Below are 21,711 nucleotides of genomic sequence, written 5' to 3'. Positions count from 1 at the left end.
CTTTGATACGCACCTAGGGAGGGCGCGGCCGCGCCGCTAGTGGGCGTCGAGGAACTCCAGCACGCGCGCGGGCGCGTTGTCGGCGGTCTGCGAGGCCACCGGCACGTCCCAGTAGCCGGCGTCCGGCAGGCACTCCTGCAGGTAGCGGGCGGCCGACGGCGCGTGGGAGGCGTCCTGGCCGGGCACGATCAGGGCCGGCACGTCGAGGCTCATCAGGTCCTCGGGCTCGGCGCCGGGCACCGTGTCGCGGTCGTAGAGCAGCCGCGACATGCCGGTCACCAGCACGGCGTACCGGGAAAGGTCGAACGACGCGTAAGCGTCGGCAAACGCCGGATCCGTGCGGAGAGCCGGGACCCAGGGCCCGAGCCGCGGATCTTTGGTGAAGCCGAGCGTGGTCGTGCGGGCCAGCTCGACGACCGCGGCCAGTCCATTGGCCCGGACGAAGGCCAGATGGTCGGAGAAGCGCGAATGCTGGGCCATCCGGTAGCGCGGGCCGCCGGCCGGGGAGAAGAGCACCATGCCGCGGGCCAGCGAGGGGTCGGCCACGGCGAGGGCGAGCACCGACGAGCAGCCGACGCAGCCGCCCATCAGGAAGGCGCGGTCGAAGCCCAGGTGGTCGAGGAGGCCCCGGCCCTGCGCGACGTAGGAGGCCCAGCCGATGCGCTCGAGGCGCCCGCCGGACAGCCCCGATTCGCGGCGGTCGAAGGTGATGCAGGTATAACGGCCGGACAGTTGGGGGAGCAGGCCGAGGCGGGCGTAGACGCCGAGCGACGACCAGTTCTCCAGGCGCGAGTCGAAGCCGCCGGGGGAGTACATCAGCAGCGGCGGCCCGTCGCCCGTGACCTCGTAGCGCGTGCTGATGCCGTCAATGACCGCTGTCGGCAACGCGGATTCCCCCCTTGATCTGGCGGCCCGCGCGCACGTCCTCGGCATAGGCGGTGAGGGCTGAGTGCGCCACTCGCGCCACCTGGGCGTACGTGTCGGGAGGCGTGTCGAGGCCGCTCGCGGCATAGCCGATGGCCGCGTGGGCCATCCGCACCCGGCCGTCGAGCCACGGCCCGCCGCCGAAGCCGCCCAGCACCGGGATCGAGACCGCCTCGGTGACCAGGCGGCCGACCACCGGGCCGGAGTTGGTGAAGTCGATCATCGACGCGCCGGCCGCCTCGAGTCGCTTGGCCTCCGCCACCAGCTCGCCGGCCAGCGAATCAGGCACCTGGGCGCCGGCCTTGGCGAGGGCGGCGTAGTCGACGCCGTAGCGCAACGCGAGCTGCGGGGTCACGCCCATCTGCGCGAAGACCGGCACGCCGGCCCGTCGCACCGCCTCGACCCCCTCCAGGTGGTCGCCCGCGCCGTCGAGCTTGACCAGGTCGGCCCCGGTCTCCTTGACGATCCGGATCGCCGCCGCGACGGCCGCGGAAGGCCCCTGCTGCAGCGGCCCGTAGGGAAAGTCGCAGCACACCAGCGCGGACTGGGCGCCTCGCCGGACGGCCTTGGCGACCACGATCATCTCGTCGAGGGTGACCTCGAACGGGTTGGCGTGGCCCCACAGGTTGACCCCGACCGAGTCGCCGACGACGAGGAGGTCGGCGCCGGCGCGGTCGGCGATGCGGGCCATCTGGTAGTCCCAGGCGACCACGCCGACGATCTTCTCGCCGGTCTTCTTGCGGGCGACCAGTTCGGGCAGCGTCGGCATCAGGCTCCCACCTCGCCGAGGATCTCGACGATGTCCTGCCGGTCCCGCGTGACCAGCAGAACCCGGGCGTGCGGGCGCAGGGCGTTGACCGCCTCGGTGGCGCCCTGGCGCGGGCCGAGCCCGCCCAGGTCGAGCACGATGCCGGCGGTCGTGATGCCGCGTTCCCAGCAGGCGTGCCCGATCGAGTACGCCGCGGCGGCTCCGTCGTCGGCGGTCGCGATCATCATGGCGAAGTCGGCGTCCCGCAGTTCGTCGTCGAGCGTGCCGGCGTCGAACGAGGTGATGAAGCGGGTGTCGTGCCACGGCAGGGCGGCCACGTCGCGGACCACGCCGGCGGCGCCCGGGTCGAGGGCGAACACTCGGCTGGTGCGTACGTAGGCCGGCGGCTTGTCGATCCGGTAGGCCGCCTCGCGGGCGGTCGCCGCCCAGGCGCAGCTGTTGAGCAGGGTCGGCGGCAGATGGGTGGAAGTAGTGACTGTCATGTCCTCACACCGTCGTCTGGCGGACGCCGGGCGTGGCTACCAGGTCTTCCCGGCAGGCCTCGACGAACGACTCGTCCTGGGGCAGCACCGTGGCGACCGAGCGCACCCGGTGGTGGGCCGGGTCGACGCCCGGCGGGGTGATGCCCTTCTCGCGCAGCTCGGTCGCGGCGGTGACCAGCTTGCGGCGGGCCTTGATGATGCCGCTGTCGGCCGAGACGAGCCGTTCCTTGGAGCGGTCCACGATCGGGCCCATGCTCTCCTGCAGGGAGGCGTCCTGCATCGCGATGCCCCGGATGCCGGAGAACGTCTCGCCGCGCCGCTGGGCGTCGCGGTCCATCAGATAGTCGTTGTCCTTGTTCTGCAACGGGCGGTAGGTGCCGCCGGGCTCGTACTCGTTGTGCACGCCGTGGCCGGCCTTCATGTTGGCGACCTCGGACTCGGTGAGCGCGCGCACCGGCAGGTAGTCGAAGGTGAAGACCCAGCAGTTCTCGTCGTCGATCGGCACCCAGAAGTGGCCGTGCACCGGGTGGTCGGCGCGGGGCGGCACCATCGTGAAGGCCGGCATGACCCACGGCGTGATGCGCCAGTAGTAGTGGCCCTCTTCCGCGTTGCGGCGCACGCCGACGAGCAGGCCGCCGTCCGACTCGACGACCTCGAAGAACGGCCGCATGTCGTTGAGGTTGTACTCGTTGCCCTTCGACCCCTTGAACAGCGGGTCGTTCTTCAGGCCGGCGTTGTGCAGCCAGGAGACATGGCTGGAGTCGATGCCGCCCTCCAGCGCCTGCAGCCAGTTGCACTCCTGCCAGCGCTTGGAGGTGTAGCTCTGCTCGGACGGGACCGTGCAGAACTCGTACTCCGGCAGGGGCGGCTGCTTCTCCGGGTCGCCCATGTACGTCCAGAGGATGTCGCCGACCTTGACCAGCGGGTACGACGTGAGCTTGACCTTCTTGCAGAACGTGCTGTTGTCCGGCTCCGACGGCACCTCGATGCACTGGCCCGTCGTGTCGTACTTCCAGCCGTGGTACGCGCAGCGCAGCCCGGGCGCCTGGCCCGGGTCGTGCTCGTTGTTGCCGAACCAGAGCGACACGCCGCGATGGGCGCAGAACTCGTCCATCAGGCCGTAGTTGCCGGCGCTGTCGCGGAAGGCGATCAGACGCTCGGAGAGCAGCTTGACCCGCACCGGGGGGCTGCCGGGTTCGGGCAGTTCCTCGGCGAGCATCGCCGGGATCCAGTACTGCCGGAACAGGTCACCCATCTCGGTTCCGGGCCCGGTCCGGGTCAGGAGCTCGTTGACTTCCTGCTTGAGCATCGGGGGTTCCGCCTTTCGCTGACTGGCAGGCAAACTGTAATACCATTTGGCCTCTAAAATCGAGAGGGGCGTGTGCATGGCTGTTCCGGCCGTCCTGAAGCATCGCGACTTCGATCTCTATTGGTTCGGTGTGGTTTTCTCCCAGATCGGCACCCGCGGGACGGTCGCCGCGAACCTGTTCCAGGTCTATGAGCTCAGCCGTTCCACGGCATTGACCGGCCTGGTCGGTCTGGCCCAGGCGGTGTCCCTGCTGGTCCTGAGCCCGATCGGCGGGGCGTACGCCGACCGCCTCGACCGCCGCCGCCTCCTGCAGGCGACCCAGCTGCTGGCCCTGGTCGTCGCCCTCGGCCTGGGCATCCTCACCGAGGCGGGCCACGCCAACGTGGCCGAGGTGCTGGTGTCGGTGCTGCTGACCACCGCGGCCGGCACGTTCGACCAGCCGGCCCGGCAGGCGCTGATCCCGGCCATGGTGCCGCGCAACCAACTCGCGCAGGCGTTCGCCCTGATCAACCCGTCCCGGGAGATCGCGGTGCTGACCGGGCCGGCGCTGGCCGGGTTGTTCATCGCGGTGCACGGCCCCGGCCTGATGTACCTGGCCGATGCCGCCACCTACGCCGTGCTGGCGGTCGTGCTCGGGCTGCTCAAGGTGCCGCGGCTGATGCCGTCCAAGCATCTCCCGGTGCTGCACAGCATCGCCGAGGGCGCCCGCTTCGTGGCCAAACGTCCGACCATCTGGATGATGATGAGCCTCGATCTGTCGGCGACCCTGTTCGGGGCCTACCGGGTGGTCCTGCCCGCGCTGACGCTCACCGTGCTGCATGCCGGGCCCACGGCGTACGGCCTGCTCTCGAGCGCTCCCAGCGCGGGCGCCCTGCTGGCCACCTGGCCGGTGGTCTATCTGGTCGGCCGGCCCGGCCGGACCGGCCTGATCCTGCTGGCCGGCTCCGCGGGGTACGGCGTGGCCACGCTCTTCCTCGCGCAGTCCCGCTGGCTGCTGCTCGCCCTGCTGGCCGGCCTGCTGGTCGGGGCGTGCGACGCGCTGGCCACCACGATCCGGCAGGCCGCGGTGCAGCTGGAAACTCCGGACGAGATGCGTGGACGGGTTTCCTCGATTTATCAGATGGCTTCGCGCGGCGGCCCGGCCCTCGGTGACACGATCATCGGTGGCGTTGCGTCCGCGCTTGGCCCGGTTTCGGCGCTCTCTTTGGGGTCGATCGTCCCGATCGCCTATGCCACCGGCCTGTGGGTGCGGGGGAGTCGCCTGCGGGACTACCGGACGGTCGAAGAGCCGGCTCCCGCTGTCACGTCCCCGTAACATCCCATTGACAAATGGTCCTACCTTCGGGCCATACTCCCTTAGCTGACGGCGTGATCCAGGACACGGCCGGCCCGGTTCCGGCCTCGACGCCCCAGCCGAATCTCCCCTCGAAGGGTTCACGCAGATGAGAGCACGCGGAGTACGTCACCACAGATTGCTTGCGATACTGTCCACCTCCCTGGTCCTCGTCCTCGCCGCGTGCGGGAACGGGGGCGGTGGTTCGCCGACCCAGGCGGCCGCCAAGGACACGAGCCTCGACTCGCTCTCGACTGCCGACCTGGCCACTCAGGCCGCCAAGGAAGGCACCCTCACCTGGTACACCACGTTCGCCGACGACGACGTCCAGCCGATCCTGAAGGCGTTCAACAAGACCTATCCGAACGTCCAGGTCAAGCCGCTGCGACTGTCGGCCGACAAGATCCCGCCCCGCGTGATCACCGAGCAGCGCGGCAAGCAGTTCACCGCCGACGTCGTCTCCGGTGACTCGCCGCAGGTCGCCCAGCTGCTGCAGGCCGGCGCGCTCCAGCCGTACACGCCGAAGGACCAGTCGGCGCTGCCGTCCGGCCTCGCGCTGCCCACCGGCTACGAGGGCATCGTGTACGTGGTGACGACGGTGGTCGCCTACAACCCGGACATCGTCAAGCAGAAGGGCCTGCCGATCCCGACCGGCTGGCAGGATCTCACCAATCCGGCCTGGAAGGGTCAGTTCTCCATCGACCCGGGCGCGGTCAACTGGTACGACAGTCTGGTGCAGGGCATGGGCCACGACGCCGCTCTGAACCTCCTCAAGGGGCTCGGCGCCAACAAGCCGGTCTTCGTGGAGAGCCACACCCAGGCGCTCACCCAGGTGCAGGCGGGCGAGCCGGCCGGTGCCGCGACGGCGTACGGCTACAAGGCGTCCAGCCTCAAGAAGAAGAACGCCAAGACGGTCGAGTTCGTCAACAGCGCTCAGCTGCCGTCCTCGCTGACCCTGATCGACGTGGTCAAGAACGCGCCGCACCCGGCCGCCGCCCGGCTGTTCGAGGACTGGATGGTCTCCCAGGAAGGCCAGCAGGCGGTCGTCGACGTCACCAACCACACCTCGATCCGCCCCGACGTCAAGAACGACACCGCGGTCTGGGATCCGGCCAAGTGGACCCCGGCCTGGGGCCAGCCCAACCTGCCCGCGAAGACCTACAACGACGAGCTCAACGAGATGAAGACGGCGCTCCAGGCGCCATGACAGCTCCCGGTGGCGCCGGGAGCCCAGAACCCCGGCGCCACTGGGCTTGATCAAGGGGACGCGACCCATGGCGCTGCTCGCGCAAGAGCCGACCACCGCACCACCGCCCGACCGGCCGGCGCCCTACCGCCGCGGCTGGCGGGACCGTCTCAACCCGCGGTACATCACGCTGGCCATCGCGGCCCTGGCCGTCGCCTATCTCGCCCTGGTGCCCGTCGGCACGATGCTCTACTCGAGCTTCCAGTCCGACTTCCTGGGCACCACGCCGAGCACCTGGACCCTGCACAACTACGTCAGCACCTTCACCGAGCAGGGCATCGGCAGCCTGATCTACAACTCGTTCGTCTACGCCGCCGCCACCTCGATCGTCTCGGTGGTCATCGGCTTCGGGCTGGCCTGGCTGGTCGTGCGCACCAACACCCCGGCCAAGGGCTTCGCCCGCATCGCCGCGCTGGTGCCGCTGATCCTGCCCGGCATCCTCAACACGGTCGCGTGGAGCCTGCTCCTCTCGCCCCAGCGCGGCCAGGCCAACCTGGCGCTGCGGGCCCTGCACCTGCCCGAGTTCAACGTCTACTCGCTGGCCGGCATGGTGTTCGTCCAGTCGATGCACGTCATCCCGGTGGCCTACCTGATGGGTACGGCGTCGTTCACCTCGATGGACTCCTCGCTCGAGGAGGCCTCGCTGGCCTCCGGCGCCTCGCCCGCCCGCACCTTCCGCACGATCACCCTGCGGATCGCGCGCCCGGCCATCCTCTCCGCCGCGCTGCTGATGTTCGTGCAGACCATCAGCACGTTCGAGGTGCCCCAGCTGATCGGCGTCCCGGCCCGGCACTACGTGTTCGTCAGCCGGATCTACTCCGCTCTCCAGCAGTTCCCGGCCGACTACGGCACGGTCGGCGTCCTCGGCATCTTCGTGCTGGTGGTGGCCTGCGTCGGGCTCTACTTCTCCCAGAAGATCGGCAAGGACAGCGCGGTCCAGACGATCACCGGCAAGGGCTTCCGGGCCCGGGCCCAGGACCTCGGCGGCTGGCGCTGGGTGGGCTTCGCCGGCTTCGTGATCTTCTTCGTGGTCGCGGTGGCGCTGCCGCTGCTGATGCTGCTGTGGGCGTCGTTCCTGCCGACCTACGAGTCGCCGTCGATGGACGCGCTGCACCACCTGAGCCTCACCAACTACTCCCAGGTGATCCACCGGCCCGGCATCGTCGACGCCGTACAGAACAGCCTGATCACCGCGTTCGCGGCCGGCCTGATCGTCACCGCGCTCAGCGCGGTGATCGCCTACCTGACCGTCAAGACCCGGATCCGCGGGCGGGGCGTGCTCGACGTGCTGGCGACCGTGCCGATCGCGGTGCCGAGCGTGGTGATGGGCGTCGGCGTCCTCTACTGGTACCTCTCGGCACCGCTGCCGTTCCACATCTACGGCACGCTGTTCATCCTGATCATCGCGTTCGTCACGATCACCCTGCCGTACGCCATGCGCTACCTGGTGCCCGGCATGTCGCAGATCAAGGACGAGCTGGAGGAGGCGGCGACCGCGAGCGGTGCCAACTGGCCGCAGGCGTTCCGCCGGATCTTCATCCCGCTGCTCATGCCGTCGCTGCTGTCGGCGTTCGTCTACACGATGATCGTGGCGTTCCGCGAGATCTCCGCCGCGATCTTCCTCTACACCTCGGACACCGAGGTCGTCTCGGTGCAGGTCTACGACCTGTACTCGTCCGGCAACTACCCGGTGGTGGCCGCCCTGGGTGTACTCATCGTGCTGTTCCTCAGCGTGCTCGCGCTGGTCGTGCGGTTGATCAGCCGCCGGTTCGGCATCAAGAACGGAAGTTGACGCTCATGATCAAGTTGACCGGGCTCGTCAAGCGCTATCCCGGCCGTTCGGTCGGGGCGAACGCCGTCGACGGCATCGACCTCGAGGTCGGCGAGGGCAAGCTGACCACCCTGCTGGGGCCGAGCGGCTGCGGCAAGACCACCACCCTGCGCCTGATCGCCGGGCTGGAACGGGCCGACGCCGGCACGGTCGAGATCGGCGGGCAGGTCGTCTCCGACCCGGCCCGCGGCATCTTCATCGGGCCACACCGGCGCCCGATCGGCATCGTCTTCCAGTCGTACGCGATCTGGCCCCACATGACCGTCGTCGAGAACGTCATGTTCCCGCTGAGGGTGAGCCGTCCGCGCGTACGGAAGGCCGAGGCCCGCCGGCGGGCCCTCGAAGCCCTCGACGCGGTGGGTCTGGCGGACTTCGCCGAGCGTCCCGCGCCGGCCCTCTCCGGCGGCCAGCAGCAGCGCGTCGCCCTGGCCCGGGCGCTCGTGCGCGAACCCAAGGTGCTGCTGCTCGACGAGCCGCTGAGCAACCTCGACAAGGGCCTGCGCGGGCGCATGCGCGACGAGATCCGGGCCGTCCAGCAGCGGCTCGGCATCACGACCGTCTTCGTCACCCACGACCAGGACGAGGCGCTCGCGGTCTCCGACGACGTCGTGGTGATGAACGGCGGCCACGTCATCGAGCGCGGCATCCCGCACGCCATCTACACCTACCCGCGCGACATGTTCACCGCCCGCTTCCTCGGCGTCTCCAACAGCCTCGACGGCATCGTCGAGTCGGTCGGGCCGGAGGGGGCGACGGTGTCCTTCGGCAAGCGCTCGATGCTGTGCAGCCAGTGCGAGTCGGTCGAAACCGGCCAGCAGGTCAGCGTCTTCATGCGGCCCGAGAGCTTCAAGCTGTCGCGGCGCCAGCACAGCGACGACGCCTGGTCCGGGACCATCGAGTTCAGCATCTACCACGGGGACTGCTGGGACTACCACGTACGCCTGGGCGACGACCTCCTGAAGGTTCGCGTCTACCGGGAGAAGGTCGGGCTCGAGCACGGGGACATGGTGTTCCTGGAGCCCGATCCCGACAGCGCGATCGTCATGCCGGCCGCCACCGGCATGGCCGCGACTCCCTCTGAGGTGCCGGTAACAAAGTAAGAAGGAGCCATCTTGACCACGCCCCCCGCCCTGCAAGCACCCGGCGTCCCCGCGCCCCTCGACGGATTCGAGTTTCCCGCCCCCCGCTTTCCCCGCTATCTGCTGCAGGACCGGACGGACGACATCGAGGAGCTGATGCCGCTGGCCCGCGCGCACGTGCGCCGGCGGTACGGCCGCTCCGCGCTCGGCGACGTGCGACCGGGCGACGAACTGCTCATCGTCACCTTCCCGCACCAGCACGAACTCGTCTTCGAAGCGCTGCGCCGGGCTCTGCTCGAACTGGGTGTGGCCAAAGTGGACCGTCTCGACGTGACCGACCTCGGCATGGAGGTGCGCGAATACAGCGCGGCCGACGGCTGGCGCGAGATCACCGACCGGCTGCCCCCGATGATCGAGGAGGGGGTCGAGTTCAACGTGGCCGCGGCCGCGCTGAAGAAGTTCCTCGACGACCGGCCCGGGTTCACCGGGGTCTACGCCGGGGAGGCGGGGCGGTCGCACTGGAAGCGGGCGGCCGGCAAGCGCATCCGCAACAACTGGGTGTATTCGACGTACGAGGACTTCATCTCGCGCGCCAACGGGGTGCCGGACGAGATCTGGCGGACCGTCGACCTGATGGTGGTGGACGCCTTCCGCAACGCCGCCGAGGTGCGCATCACCAGCCCCGAGGGCACCGACATCGGCTGGAAGGTGACCGCGGAACAGGCCGAACTGTGGCCCAAGGGTGCGTATATCTCCGGGCACATCCTCGGCTCGACCATCCAGGGGATTCGCTTCGGTCACCCGGCCGAGACGTTTCTGAAGGAAGCGAAAACCCTGATGCCGACGCTGAACGGCGTGATCGGCGGGACGTCGAACCACACCGGCTACTACCCGCACATTCAGATCACCATCGAAGGCGGGATGATCTCGAAGATCGACGGCGGCGGGCGCTACGGCGACCTCTGGCGTGAGGTCGTCGAACGCTACCGCGACGTTCAGTACCCGGGCTTCCCCTACAAGGGCTGGGCCTACTTCAACGACGCGTCGATCGGCACCAACCCCAAGAGCTACCGGCAGATCGAGACGCTCTGGAAGTACAACGACTCCTGGACCAACCTCCCGGAGCGGGCCCAGGCCGGCGTCATCCACTTCGGATTCGGCGCCGAGCACTGGGACCAGACGTTCCTCGACTACGCCAAGCGCAACAAGCTGCCGACCATGCACTTCCCGCACGTCCACAACCTCTTCGCCACCTACAAGATCAAGCGGCGGGACACCGGCGAGTGGGTCACGCTGATCGACAAGGGCCGCATCGCGGCCCTCGACCACCCCCGGGTGGTCCGGCTGGCGAGCAGCCTCGGCGGCACCGGCCACCTCGAGTACGACTGGATCCCCGCCCTGCCCGGCATCAACTTCCCGGGTGACTACCAGCGGGACTACGCCCACGACCCGGTGGCCTGGATCGAGCGGGAGCAGCGGGGAGAGTTCGCCTGATGTCTGACCTTCTGCTGGAAGCGCCGTTCTACCTTCCGACCGGCGACGAGGTCGAACTGTTCCGGGCCGCCTACGAGGAGCGCATTCCCGTCCTGCTCAAGGGCCCGACCGGCTGCGGCAAGACCCGGTTCGTCGAATACATGGCCTGGACCCTGACCCACGACCTGGTGACGGTCACCTGCCACGACGACATGACCGCGGCCGACCTGGTCGGGCGCTATCTGCTGGCCGCCGACGGCACGACCTGGCTCGACGGGCCGCTCACCCAGGCGGTCCGCTCCGGCGCACTGTGCTATCTGGACGAGGTCGTGGAGGCCCGGAAGGACACCACGGTCATCCTGCACTCGTTGACCGACCACCGGCGTACGCTCCCGATCGAGCGCCTCGGCGCTCAGCTGACCGCCCACCCCGACTTCCTCCTGGTCGTCTCCTACAACCCCGGCTACCAGGCGTCGGCGAAAGACCTGAAACCAAGCACCCGCCAGCGGTTCATGGCCATCGAATTCGACTACCCGTCGGCCGGCCACGAGGCCACGATCATCGCGCACGAGGCGGGCGTCGACGCCGGCACCGCCGAATCGCTGGCGTTCCTCGGCGACCGGCTGCGCAACCTCGACGAGGCCGACCTGATCGACGGGCCGAGCACGCGGCTGCTCATCTACGTCGGAGCCCTTATCCGCAAAGGGGTTCCGGCTCAACGGGCGTGCGATGTGGCGCTGGTCCAGGCGATCAGCGACGACGCGGAGATCCAGGAGGCGGTGCGCAAGGTCACCTCGGCGGTCTTCCCGTCGTGAGACCGCAATTCGAATCGGCGCAGCAGGCTCTCACCCTCTATTTCCGGGCCCTCTCGGGGAGAGGGTGCGAGCTTTCCCCGTACGCCGACGACGCCGACCTGTGGCAGCACCCGGACACCGCGACCACCGTCCGCCTGCCGGCCACCGCGCCGCCGGTCGGACGGTGGTACGACGTGGCCCTCACCCATCGCGCACTGCACCACGCGATGGGCACGTTCCGGCTCGATCTCAACCGGCCGGAGCCGCTGTTCCGGCGCATCCGGCCGGCTGCCGGGTCGTTACCGGCGCTGGAACAGTTCACCCGCCTGTTCGGACGGTCGGCGCTGGCGGTCGAGGTCTACGCCGTACTGGAAGATCTCCGCATCGATGCGGCGGCCGTGCGCCGATTCCCCGGGCTGGCCCCGGCCTTTCGCGCGGCTCAGCGCGAAGCGCTGGAAAACCGGCCGGAACTCACGCTTCTGCCGCCCCGGGCGGCGGTTGCCGAGGCACTGGTACGCCTTTCGCTGGGCGCAAGCGACGTCATGGCACCGGCGTCGCTGTTCGATTCGCTCTCCCGGGTCGCCGCCGTGGCCCGTCCGCTGACCCTTCCCGCGGCGACCCCCGAGTCTTCGGCGGAAGCCGCGATCCGGATCTACCAGGTACTGGCCGGCCTTCCGAACGTCGGCGTGCAGCGCAGCGTCCGCCCGTTCGCGTTTGCCGAAGCGGCTTTCGACGTCGACGACCCGTGGTTCCGGCTGGGGGAGAAGGAGATCCGGCTCGAAGGGGACGAGAAGTTCGACGTGCGCTTCCATCCGGTGCGCTACCGGGACGTACCCGGGCCGCGCTACGCCGGGCAGCAGGCGTCCGGAATGCCGTTGCAGGAAGCGATTCTGCGCATGACGCCCGACGAGGCGGCCGAATCGTCCGATGAGGACACCGAGGGCCTGGTCGAGCGGTCGCTGCAGGCCGAGCGCGGCGGCGTCGACGTGACCACCACCGACCGGCCGGACACCCCACCCGAACCGCTGCCGCACGACCACGGGCCCAACCTCGACGAGGACCACGACCACGTCCACGGGCACCTGCACGCCCACGGGCGCGACGAATTCGTCTACCCCGAATGGGATTCGGTCGCCGGGCGTTACCTGCGCGACTGGACGCTGGTGCGGCAGCGGCGGCCGTCACCGATGATGAAGGCGCGACCCGACCGGAGCCACCGGTCGGCACTCGCCCGGCACGGCCACCTGCTGCCCGGCCTGGTCGCGCAACTGTCCCGGGTCCGGCCGTCCGGCCGCGACTTCGTCCGCCGCAGCCGCCACGGCGACGACCTCGACCTCGACGCGTGCGTGGACGCCCTGCTCGATCTGCGCACCGGCGTGGAGCCGAGCGACCGCCTGTACGTCAGCGTCCAGGAACGCCGCCGCGACGTGGCCGTCGCGGTCGCGGTCGACCTCAGCTCGTCGACCGCCGAACGCCTCCCCGGCACACTGCCCGCGAAACGCATCCTCGACCTGCAGCGCGACGCGGTCTCGCTGCTGCTGGAGGCCCTCGAGCGGATCGGCGACGTCTACGGCATCTTCGGCTTCTCGGGCGGCGGCCGCGACGACGTCCGCGTCTCGGTCGTCAAGGGCCTCGACGAGCGCCGCACCCCCGCGATGATCCACCGCCTGGCCGGCCTCGTCCCCGACCACACCACCCGGATGGGCCCACCGATCCGCCATCTGACGTCGCTGCTGCGCCGCTCCGAAGCCGCGACCAAAATCCTCCTAATCGTGTCCGACGGCCGCCCCTATGACCTCGACTACGGCCAGCAGTACGGCGACTCGGCCGTCCTGTCCTACGCGGTGGCCGACACGGCGAAGGCGCTGCAGGAGGCCCGAACGGTCGGCGTCCGCCCCTACCTGGTGACGATCGACCCGGCCGGCGGCGACTACCTGAGCGACATGGCCGACCCGCAGGAGTACCACGTCATCAGCAACGCCCTCGACCTCCCGAACGCCCTCGCCTCCCTCTACCTGGTCGCCCGAGCCGCCTCCTGACGTAAGTTTCCGGGCCCGGCCGGACACTTCCTGATGTGAGCGAAGAACGGTTCGCCGACCTCCGGGCGACTTACGGACCCCGGGTCCTCGCCTACGCGCTGCGGCACGTCGACCCGGACAGCGCTGTCCGAAACCTTCCTGGTCGCGTGGCGGCGCCTGTCCGACGTGCCGGCGAGCCCGCTGCCCTGGCTGCTGGTCGTGGCCCGCAACGCGATCGCCAACCTGCGGCGATCGCCAACCTGCGGCAGGCGCGGCTCACCTCCGAGCTGGAGCGGCTCGACGAGATCGCCGAGCCGGCGGCCGCCGCGGACGTGCTGGCCGTCGAGCGGGCGGCCGTCCTGGCCCAGCTGGCCGAGCTCACCCCACGGGAGCGGGAGGCGCTGCTGCTGGTCGCCTGGGACGGCCTCAGCCACCGGCAGGCCGCGAAGGTCGCCGGCTGTTCCCTGCCCACCTTCCACGTACGCCTCTTCCAGGCCCGGCAACGCCTGCGCGAAGGGCTGACCGAAGCCGCACCCCTTCCCGGCCCTGGAGGTGCCGCGTGAAGACCGATCCCATGGAGACCCTGGAAACGCTGCGGCCGGTGACCGTGGTGCGGGAGCGCTGGCGCGACAACCCGCCTCCCCTGCACGCGCCCGGCCGTTCCCGCGCCCGCCGAGTGCTCCTCGTCGTGGCGCTGGTCGCCGCGCTCCTCGCCCTCGGCGGCGGCATCGCCGCGGCCGGTGGGCTGCTGCCGGACAGCCTGACCGGGCCACTCAAGTTCTGGACCCACGAGACGGACGGCCGGGTCGACGTGCAGCACGCCCGCCGGGTGGCCCAGGAACCAGGGTCGGACGGCCAGGTCTTATCGGTCTGGTCGGCCCGCGCGGCTGACGGCACCACCTGCATCGCGCCGATGTTCGAGGCGCCGGGGCCGCTCGACCGCCCCGCACCGGCCCATTTCCGGCTGGCGGGCGGTCAGTGCGCGCCGCCCGCGTCGACCGGATCCTTCGGCGACCTCGGCGCGTCCTCCGACAGCCGCAACATCGTGACCGCCTGGGCGACCGCCGGCCCCGCCGTCCGGGCCGAGCTGCACTTCCCCGACGGGAGCACCAGGGCCGCACTGCCCGCCGAGGGCATGTTCTTCCTCTGGTACGCCTCCGGCCAGGAGCCGGCCCTGGTCGGCTACGACGCCGTGGGCCGGGCAGTGGGCACGGTCCGGCTGCCGGGCTGAGGGCGGCCTTCAGTCTTCTCGCGACGTTCCGGAATCCGTAGGAGCGGCGGCGTTCCGCACCACCGAGCGGAGCCAGCGGTGGCCCGGGTCGGAGTCGACCCGGGGGTGCCAGGCCATGCGGTAAGAGAGGGTTTCGATCTCGGGCGGGGCCGGCACCACCGACAGCCGGTCGCCGCCCGCCAGCGACGGCACCAGGAGGGACGGCAGCGTGACCATCAGCGCCGTGCCGGGCAGCGTCAGCGGGGCCACCGTGTGGAACGGCAGGATCGACGCCACGTCGCGGGGGGTGCCCCGGGCGGCCAGCACCCGGTCGATCGCCGGCTGGGTGCCCGCCGTGACGTCGATGACAACGTGCCGGCAGCTCAGGTAGTCGTCGAGGGTCAGGGCCGTTCGGCCGGCCAGCGGGTGGTCGAGCGCGACCAGGCACACGAACCGGTCGGTGAACAGCTCGACTGTGCGGAGCGGCGGCGGGGGCTGCGCGCCGAAGAAGGCCAGGTCGAGGTCGCCCAGGGCCAGGTCGTCGAAGACGCGGGGGTGCCAGGCCGTGAAGCGTACGGTGGCGAGCGGCGCCTGCGCCGCGACCTGCCGGACCAGCGCCGGGCCGACCACGGCCGTCGCGTAGTCGCTGCCGGTCAGCCGGATGGTCCGGCTGAAGCCGGCGGGGTCGAACGATGATCCGGAGAAGAGTGCGTCCAGCTGGGGGACCAGCACGGCCAGCTGGTCGCGGATGAGCGAGGCCCGTGGGGTCAGCCGGTAGTCGCGGGTGGCCCGCACGAGCAGGTCGTCGTCGAGGACGCGCCGCAGGCGCTGGAGGGCCCGGCTCATCGCCGACTGGCTCAGCCCGATGCGGTCGGCGGCCCGGGAGATGTTGCGCTCCTCGAGCAGCGCGTGCAGGGCCGGCAGCAGGTTGAGGTCGACATTCTCCAGATGCGCCCGGTGCATATTCAGATTGTAGATTCTGCATGGCGCGCAGACGCGAACCAGCGCACGCTGAATACATGCCTGACTCGAAGGTCATTATCGTCACGGGAGCCTCCAGCGGCTTCGGGAACCTCGCCGCCCGCGCGCTCGCCCGCCACGGCCACACCGTCTACGCCGGCATGCGGGAGACCGCGGGGCGTAACGCCGGCAAGGTCGAGGAGCTGCGCCGCCTGTCCGAGGCCGAGAGCATCGACGTGCGCGGCATCGAGATGGACGTACAGAACCAGGAATCGGTCGACGCGGCGATCGCGCGGATCAGCGGCGAGCAGCAGCGCGTCGACGTGGTCGTGCACAACGCCGGGCACATGGTGCTCGGGCCGGCCGAGGCGTACACGACCGAGCAGCTCGCCGAGCTCTACGACATCAACGTCCTCAGCACCCAGCGGGTCAACCGGGCCGTGCTTCCGCTGCTGCGCCGGCAGGGCAGCGGCCACCTCGTGTGGATCGGCAGCTCCAGCACCCGCGGCGGCCATCCGCCGTTCCTCGCGCCCTACTTCGCCGCCAAGGCGGGCATGGACGCGCTGGCCGAGAGCTACGCCGCGGAGCTCATCAAGTTCGGCATCGACACCACGATCGTCGTGCCGGGCGCCTATCCGACCGGCACCAACCACTTCCTGCACGCGTCGCCGCCCGGTGACCCGGCCCGCGCGGCCGAGTACGACGAGGCCTACGGCCGGCTCCGCGAGGAGATGGCGCAGCGCCTGGAGGACATCTTCCCGGCCGGCCGGGGCGTCGAGGAGGTGGCCGACGTGATCGTGCGGGTTGTCGGCCGGCCGGCCGGCGACCGTCCCTATCGTGTTCATATCGACCCGAGCCGCGACGGCAGCGAAGTGGTCTCGGTGGTCTACGACCGGATCCGCGAGAATTTCTACCACCGCATCGGCATCGCGGAACTCCTTTCCACCAACCCCAGCCTCTGAAGAGACGGAGAAACCTCATGACTGAGCAGCAGGTCGCGATCGTCACCGGCGGTTCGCGAGGCATCGGGCGTGCGACAGCGCTCAAACTGGCGGCCGCCGGGACCGCCGTCGTCGTCGGCTATGCGGGCGGCGCGGCCGAGGCCACCAAGGTGGTCGAGGAGATCACCGCGGCCGGTGGCCGGGCCATCGCGGCGGGCGCCGACGTCGGCGACGAGAAGGCGGTCGCCGCGATGTTCGACCTCGCCGAGAAGACGTACGGCGGCGTCGACGTGATCGTCAACTCGGCCGGCATCATGCCGCTGGTGAACATCGCCGACCTCGACATCGAGGTGCTGGACCGCATCTACCACACCAACATCCGCGGCACCTTCATCGTGCTCCGCGAGGCGGCGCGCCGGCTGCGCGACGGCGGCTCGATCGTCACGGTCTCCACGTCGCAGGTCGGCCTGCGGTTCCCGAGCTACGGGCCCTATGTGGCGAGCAAGAGCGCGACCGAGGCGGTCACGCTGATCCTCGCCCGCGAGCTGCGCGGCCGCAACATCACCGTCAACTGCGTGGCTCCCGGCCCGACCGCCACCGAGCTCTTCCTCAACGGCAAGGACCAGGAGACCATCGACCACCTGGCGAAGCTGCCGCCGCTCGAGCGCCTCGCCCAGGCCGGCGACATCGCCGACATCATCGGCTTCCTCGCCGGGCCGGAGGGCCACTGGGTCAACGGCCAGGTGGTGCGGGCCAACGGGGGCATCATCTGAAACCCCGGCGGTGAAAGGGCCGGGAGATTTCTCTCCCGGTCCCTTTCCGTACGCGGTCAGGAGCGGAAGTACGTCAGCATCTCGCCGTTCAGCAGCTCGTGGTGAGTGGTCGGCATGCCGTGCGGCAGGTCAACGCGGCGCTCCGCCCAGAATTCAGGGCCCCTGGACCAGCTGGACCGACCGGTCGACCCCGACCGGGTGGATGTCGAGCATGTACGCCTCGCGGGCGTCGCGGGCGCCGCGGTAGGCGTCGGTGTCGAGGGCGTCCCGCATCGCGGCCTCGTCGTCGAAGCTGATCTCGACGATGGCGTCGACCTGGCCGGCCGGGTCGGTGACGAAGGTCTGCACGTAGCGCCGGGTCTGGGGGAGGGACACGTAGGCCGGGCCGTACTCATGCTCCATGAAGTGGCGGAACCGCTCGGTCGTGACCTCGGGCCGCTTGCGGACCAGGGTGACGAGGCTGTGCATATCGACTTCCTTAAATTGAACGGGTGTTCAGGGCAGACGGTAGCATGAACACGTGTTCAATGGAGCCGTGCGTCGCGACCTGCGTGAGGACCTCATCGCCGCCGCCGTGCGGATGCTCGCCGAACCGCAGGCGGTCGCGGTGCCCTCGCTGAGGGCGATCGCGCGGGCCTGCGGCGTGGCGCCGTCCGCGGTCTACTGGCACTTCCCGTCCGAGGCCGAGCTGCGGTCGGCGGTGCTCGACGCGCAGTACGACGACATGGTCACCTCGATCGAGGACGCATTGGACGCGGCCGGCGGCGACCCGCTGATCGTGGCCGGGAAGGCGTACATCGACTGGGGCCTCGCCCACCCGGGGGCCTACCAGCTGCTGTTCGAGAGCGACGACGCCATCCCGGAGACGCGCGCGCCGTACGGCCCCCGCCTGCAGCAGCGCATCGTCTCGCTGGCGGCGGCCGTGCCCGGCGTCGACCCGTTCCCGGCCGCGCTGCTGCTGTGGTCGGCCTGGCACGGCATCGTGTCGCTGCGCCTGCACAAGCGCGAGTGGGCCTGGGGTCTGACCACCGACGAGGCCAACGAACTGGTCGTGCGCGGCCTCAGCGCTCCGCGCGGATGAGGAACCGGTGCGAGCGGGCGCGGAACTCACCCCGCTCGTGGATGCGGCGCAGGGCGCCCGCGTATCGCTCGACCGTGAAATCCGGGACCTGCCAGGCCACCGCCCGCAGCTGAAACACCAGCGCGCCCACATCGTGGAAGACGAACTCCGGCCACTCCTCCCGCACCTCGGTCACGGCGAGGCCGGCCGCGGTCAGTTCCTTCGCCGCGGTCGCGGCATCCCAGGTCTTGGCGTACGGCGGTGGAGCGCCCAGCGCCTCGTTGATTTCCGCGCAGTCGTCGCTGCCGACCTGCTGGGTGAGAAGCACACCGCCGGGCCTGAGCACCCGGGCGACCTCCGCCGCGTCGAGCCGCCCGTGCCGGTTGAGAACCAGGTCGGCCGACCCGGAATCGACCGGCAGTCCGGTGCCGGGGGCGTAGCGCACGTCGACCCCGAGCCGCACCCGCGCCACGGCGAGGTTGGGCTCCCAGCCCTCGGTCGCGATCGTCCCCGGCGGCAGAGGCCCGAGCGACGCGAGCAGCTCGCCCCCACCGGTGTCGACGTCGACCACGGCCGTGCTGCGGGCGACCAGGCCCCGGGCGGCGTCCGGATAGGACCAGGACGGCTCCGACCCGGTCGCGCGGCCGGCCAGCCAGCCGAAATCCCACCCCCGCAACGGCACCGCCGCCGCCTCGGCGACCAGCTCGTCGTACGTCATTGCCTCACCCCGGTGAAGACGGCGCCCGCGATCGAGCCGTGCGACGCCCAGCCGAGCCGCCGATAGAGCGGCGCGCCCTGGCCGGTCGCGGCCAGAACGCCGGTGCGCAGTCCCTGGCCGGCGGCCCAGTTGCCGAGGACGGCCAGCGCGGCGGTCGCCATCAGCTCGACCGTCGGAAACATCAGCCACCGGTCGTCGAGCGAACGCCGGAGCGCCTCCGGCGGTCCGAGCACTTTGACTTCCGTGTCGAACGCGATGTCGGCGTCGGCCAGCCATCCCGGCATAGCCGTCGTCACGTGGCGCTCCGCGTGACCGAGCTGGATCCGCACGCCACCGGCGGCCGGGGTGGGCGCCGGGTGAGCCCGTGACACGGCCCAGCCGCGGGCCCATTCGATCAGCAACTCGGCTCGTTCCACGAAGGAATCCTCGCGTACGGCTCAAGCGGTTTTCGGTCCGCGAGCCTCGCGGACCGCCGGGGGAGTGTCGATCACGGCTGGGGATCAGCGGCCGGAGGCCCGGACGCCAGGCTGGGCCGTCCCGTGGGGACGGCCCAGACGGTCGCTGGATGCCTCGAAGCTGAGCATGAGCTCAGATCAGCCCGCGGGCGAGTATTCCGGGGCGTTCTCGAAGTAGTGGGTGTTGTCGTAGCCCAGGTATTTGAAGATGCGGTTCTGCACCGAGATGATGTGCAGCGGCGTACCGTCGGCCGCGAAGTGCTGGACGATCGTGTTCTGGGGGACGTAGAGGGTGTCGCCCTTGGTGATCTCGTGGCGGGTCGGCTCCTTGGCGATCCGGGCGTAGTAGCGCTCGGCGATCTCTGCCTCGACCTCCCAGTGCAGCGAATAGCCGGAGCCGTCGAGCACGTAGACGACCTCGTCGGCCATCTTCCAGTACTTGCCCGAGCGGCTGCCGCCCTCGATCTTCTGCTCCTGCACGTCGACCGAGAACTGGCGGTGGTCGGTCTGCTCCTTGGAGTTCATCACCCGGATGTGGCCCATCGGGGTGGTCTCCCACTCGCCGTCCTCGGCGGTGACGACCTTCTTGCGATCCATCACGCCCGGGGTCCAGATGCGGGTCCAGTCCTCGCGGTCGCCGAACTCGTCCGGGCGGTCGATCGGGCCGCTGCGGCCCTGCTGGATCAGGCCCATGAACATCCAGGTCGACTTGGCCTTCATGACCAGGCAGACGGCGCGCTCGTCGTACGGGTTGTAGTGCCGGTGCACCGAGTCGGTGTGCACGAAGACCAGGTCGCCCTGTTTCCAGTCGTACTTCTGGTCGTCGTGGATCTCGTAGCCGCGGCCCTCGAGGATGTAGAAGGCGGCCTCGTTCTGGTGGCCGTGGCCGCGGTTGGCGCTGTCCGGCGGCAGCTCGACGAAGTGGATCTGTACGGTCTGGGTGAGGAACGGGTCGTCGCCGGGGCCGATCCGCCACCACGTACGGGATTTGGCCGAGTCGCCGGAGTGCGCGGCGCTGTCGCCGGTGTCGACGACGACGGAGTCGTCGCGGACCCGCTCGGCGGCGAGCTGTTCGCGCCGGAAGTGGTTGAGGCCGTAGGTCTCTGAGTCCAACCCGCGGACGAAGGTGCGTCCCTTGCCCATGCTGCCTGCTTTCTCTCACCGAACCTTGCCAGGAAGTCCGGCGCCAGTATAGGACTGATGGTCTAACCATTCCAGAGGAGTCCCGGTGGCAAACCTTCATCTCAGCATCGCGACGACCGACTACGACCACTTCCGCGACTTCCGCCTCGGCGCGGTCACCGCGCAGGGCATCGACCACACCTGGTCGGTTCTCGGCCACCACGAGGTGTTCGCCCGCTTCACCGCCAACCGCGAGTGGGACGTCGCCGAGCTGTCGATCGCGAAGTTCTCGGCCCAGGTCACCCGCGACGACCCCGACATTATCGGCCTGCCGGTGATCTGCTCGCGGCTGTTCCGCTTCAGTTCGTTCTACGTCAACAGGAACAGCGGCATCCGCACGATCGAGGACCTGCGCGGCAAGCGCGTCGGATCGCCGGAGTGGGCCCACTCGGCCGCCGTCTACATGCGCGGCTGGATGCACAACGAGATCGGGGTGAAGCTCGACGAAGTGCACTGGTACCAGGCCGGCGCCAACTCGCCCGGCCGGGTCGAGAAGGTCGAGCTCGCACTGCCGGACGGTGTCCAGCTCACCCGCGTGCCCGACCGTTCGCTGTCGGACCTGCTCGCCGCCGGTGACATCGATTGCGCGATCATCGCCCGGCCGCCGGACTGCTTCCTGCAGGGCCACCCCGACGTGGTGCGGCTCTACCCGGACTACCAGGAGATGGAGGCCGACTATTACGCGAAGACCCAGGTCTGGCCGATCATGCACCTGATCGCCATGAAGCGGGCGGTCCTCGAGGACAACCCGTGGGTCGCGCGCAACCTCTACAACGCGTTCCTGGAGTCGAAGAACCGCAGCGTGGAGCGGCTTCTCGACCCGGCGGTGTCGCGCTATCCGCTGCCGTGGCTCGCGACCTACGGCCGGCAGATGCGCGATCAGTTCGGCGGCGACCCCTTCCCGTACGGGATCGAGGCGAACCGGGCCACGTTCGCCCAGCTTCTCACCTACGCCCATCAGCAGGGCATCGCCCACCGGCTGGTCGACCCCGAGGACGTCTTTCCCTCGGGCATCATGACGAAAGTAGTGGTCTGACGGCGTACGGGAAGCGGGGGGGGGGGGGGGGCGGCGGCGCCCGGACACAGACGACGGCGGGTGGGTGGTGGGGGGGGGGGGGTGTGTGGGTACGGCGTGGTGGGAGGGGGGGGGTCGG

22 protein-coding genes are annotated in these 21,711 nt (G+C 70.1%); 13 read left to right on the top strand and 9 right to left on the bottom strand.

The window, feature by feature from the left end; translation table 11 throughout:
* Positions 1–36: 36 nt before the first annotated feature.
* The 4 genes from AB0M88_RS42570 to AB0M88_RS42555 are packed head-to-tail and all read right to left on the bottom strand — an operon-like array spanning position 37 to position 3,484.
* On the bottom strand, positions 37–885 hold the full coding sequence (locus tag AB0M88_RS42570) for an alpha/beta hydrolase (RefSeq protein WP_364112031.1): 849 nt from the start codon (positions 883–885) through the stop codon (positions 37–39).
* Positions 866–1,693, bottom strand: coding sequence for a 3-methyl-2-oxobutanoate hydroxymethyltransferase (locus AB0M88_RS42565; RefSeq protein ID WP_364112029.1), 828 nt, complete (start codon positions 1,691–1,693; stop codon positions 866–868). The genes AB0M88_RS42570 and AB0M88_RS42565 overlap by 20 nt, the downstream gene beginning before the upstream one ends.
* Positions 1,693–2,175 carry a hypothetical protein gene (locus AB0M88_RS42560; protein WP_364112027.1) on the bottom strand — a complete coding sequence of 161 codons (483 nt, stop codon included), beginning with the start codon at positions 2,173–2,175 and terminating at the stop codon, positions 1,693–1,695. The genes AB0M88_RS42565 and AB0M88_RS42560 overlap by 1 nt, the downstream gene beginning before the upstream one ends.
* A gap of 4 nt (positions 2,176–2,179) precedes the next feature.
* Entirely contained in the window at positions 2,180–3,484 is a 1,305-nt protein-coding gene (locus AB0M88_RS42555; RefSeq protein ID WP_364112025.1) for a Rieske 2Fe-2S domain-containing protein, read from the bottom strand.
* A gap of 76 nt (positions 3,485–3,560) precedes the next feature.
* On the opposite strand from AB0M88_RS42555, the gene AB0M88_RS42550 reads away from it, so the two are divergent.
* The 9 genes from AB0M88_RS42550 (at position 3,561) to AB0M88_RS42510 (ending at position 14,489) form a co-directional block, all read left to right on the top strand.
* Complete coding sequence (locus tag AB0M88_RS42550; protein WP_364112023.1) at positions 3,561–4,799, top strand: MFS transporter; 1,239 nt, start codon at positions 3,561–3,563, stop codon at positions 4,797–4,799.
* Positions 4,800–4,956: 157 nt separating this feature from the next.
* Positions 4,957–6,024, top strand: coding sequence for an ABC transporter substrate-binding protein (locus AB0M88_RS42545; protein WP_364112021.1), 1,068 nt, complete (start codon positions 4,957–4,959; stop codon positions 6,022–6,024).
* Between the two features lie 67 nt (positions 6,025–6,091).
* Complete coding sequence (locus AB0M88_RS42540) at positions 6,092–7,855, top strand: iron ABC transporter permease (protein WP_364112019.1); 1,764 nt, start codon at positions 6,092–6,094, stop codon at positions 7,853–7,855.
* Between the two features lie 5 nt (positions 7,856–7,860).
* Complete coding sequence (locus AB0M88_RS42535; RefSeq protein WP_364112017.1) at positions 7,861–8,994, top strand: ABC transporter ATP-binding protein; 1,134 nt, start codon at positions 7,861–7,863, stop codon at positions 8,992–8,994.
* A gap of 12 nt (positions 8,995–9,006) precedes the next feature.
* The gene (locus AB0M88_RS42530) at positions 9,007–10,467 is read left to right on the top strand and encodes a hypothetical protein (protein ID WP_364112015.1); all 1,461 of its coding nucleotides are present in this window, start codon (positions 9,007–9,009) and stop codon (positions 10,465–10,467) included.
* On the top strand, positions 10,467–11,261 hold the full coding sequence (locus tag AB0M88_RS42525) for a CbbQ/NirQ/NorQ/GpvN family protein (RefSeq protein ID WP_364112013.1): 795 nt from the start codon (positions 10,467–10,469) through the stop codon (positions 11,259–11,261). Before AB0M88_RS42530 ends, AB0M88_RS42525 begins: the two co-directional genes overlap by 1 nt.
* Positions 11,258–13,279, top strand: a complete 2,022-nt coding sequence (locus AB0M88_RS42520; protein ID WP_364112011.1) for a hypothetical protein — start codon at positions 11,258–11,260, stop codon at positions 13,277–13,279. Before AB0M88_RS42525 ends, AB0M88_RS42520 begins: the two co-directional genes overlap by 4 nt.
* A 35-nt stretch (positions 13,280–13,314) precedes the next feature.
* Positions 13,315–13,821, top strand: coding sequence for a sigma factor-like helix-turn-helix DNA-binding protein (locus AB0M88_RS42515; RefSeq protein ID WP_364112009.1), 507 nt, complete (start codon positions 13,315–13,317; stop codon positions 13,819–13,821).
* Positions 13,818–14,489 carry a hypothetical protein gene (locus tag AB0M88_RS42510; protein WP_364112007.1) on the top strand — a complete coding sequence of 224 codons (672 nt, stop codon included), beginning with the start codon at positions 13,818–13,820 and terminating at the stop codon, positions 14,487–14,489. The genes AB0M88_RS42515 and AB0M88_RS42510 overlap by 4 nt, the downstream gene beginning before the upstream one ends.
* 9 nt (positions 14,490–14,498) lie before the next feature.
* On the opposite strand, the gene AB0M88_RS42505 is transcribed toward AB0M88_RS42510, so the two are convergent.
* Positions 14,499–15,431, bottom strand: coding sequence for a LysR family transcriptional regulator (locus AB0M88_RS42505; protein ID WP_364112005.1), 933 nt, complete (start codon positions 15,429–15,431; stop codon positions 14,499–14,501).
* A 56-nt stretch (positions 15,432–15,487) separates the two neighbouring features.
* On the opposite strand from AB0M88_RS42505, the gene AB0M88_RS42500 reads away from it, so the two are divergent.
* Together AB0M88_RS42500 and AB0M88_RS42495 are read left to right on the top strand one after the other, a co-directional pair.
* Positions 15,488–16,390 (top strand): SDR family oxidoreductase, encoded by a 903-nt coding sequence (locus tag AB0M88_RS42500; RefSeq protein ID WP_364112003.1) that lies wholly within the window; start codon positions 15,488–15,490, stop codon positions 16,388–16,390.
* A gap of 17 nt (positions 16,391–16,407) precedes the next feature.
* Positions 16,408–17,142: an SDR family oxidoreductase gene (locus AB0M88_RS42495; protein ID WP_364112001.1), complete on the top strand. Its 735-nt coding sequence runs from the start codon at positions 16,408–16,410 to the stop codon at positions 17,140–17,142.
* Positions 17,143–17,295: 153 nt separating this feature from the next.
* On the opposite strand, the gene AB0M88_RS42490 is transcribed toward AB0M88_RS42495, so the two are convergent.
* Positions 17,296–17,610: a hypothetical protein gene (locus AB0M88_RS42490; RefSeq protein ID WP_364111999.1), complete on the bottom strand. Its 315-nt coding sequence runs from the start codon at positions 17,608–17,610 to the stop codon at positions 17,296–17,298.
* A 52-nt stretch (positions 17,611–17,662) separates the two neighbouring features.
* Here AB0M88_RS42490 and AB0M88_RS42485 point away from each other — a divergent pair, with 52 nt between their 5' ends.
* Positions 17,663–18,223, top strand: coding sequence for a TetR/AcrR family transcriptional regulator (locus AB0M88_RS42485; RefSeq protein WP_364111997.1), 561 nt, complete (start codon positions 17,663–17,665; stop codon positions 18,221–18,223).
* Here AB0M88_RS42485 and AB0M88_RS42480 read toward each other — a convergent pair.
* The 3 genes from AB0M88_RS42480 to AB0M88_RS42470 form a co-directional block, all read right to left on the bottom strand.
* Entirely contained in the window at positions 18,204–18,920 is a 717-nt protein-coding gene (locus AB0M88_RS42480; RefSeq protein ID WP_364111995.1) for a methyltransferase, read from the bottom strand. The two genes, AB0M88_RS42485 and AB0M88_RS42480, sit on opposite strands and share 20 nt — an antisense overlap.
* Entirely contained in the window at positions 18,917–19,336 is a 420-nt protein-coding gene (locus AB0M88_RS42475; RefSeq protein WP_364111993.1) for a hypothetical protein, read from the bottom strand. Before AB0M88_RS42475 ends, AB0M88_RS42480 begins: the two co-directional genes overlap by 4 nt.
* Positions 19,337–19,513: 177 nt before the next feature.
* Positions 19,514–20,518: a cupin domain-containing protein gene (locus tag AB0M88_RS42470; protein ID WP_364111991.1), complete on the bottom strand. Its 1,005-nt coding sequence runs from the start codon at positions 20,516–20,518 to the stop codon at positions 19,514–19,516.
* An 85-nt stretch (positions 20,519–20,603) separates the two neighbouring features.
* Here AB0M88_RS42470 and AB0M88_RS42465 point away from each other — a divergent pair, with 85 nt between their 5' ends.
* The gene (locus AB0M88_RS42465; RefSeq protein ID WP_364111989.1) at positions 20,604–21,593 is read left to right on the top strand and encodes an ABC transporter substrate-binding protein; all 990 of its coding nucleotides are present in this window, start codon (positions 20,604–20,606) and stop codon (positions 21,591–21,593) included.
* Positions 21,594–21,711 lie beyond the last annotated feature (118 nt).

Source organism: Actinoplanes sp. NPDC051411 (assembly GCF_040682075.1).
In the GTDB taxonomy this organism is placed as follows: Bacteria; Actinomycetota; Actinomycetes; order Mycobacteriales; family Micromonosporaceae; genus Actinoplanes.
The sequence above is the reverse complement of the archived record's forward strand: the minus strand, read 5'-3'. Positions and strand labels throughout refer to the sequence as shown.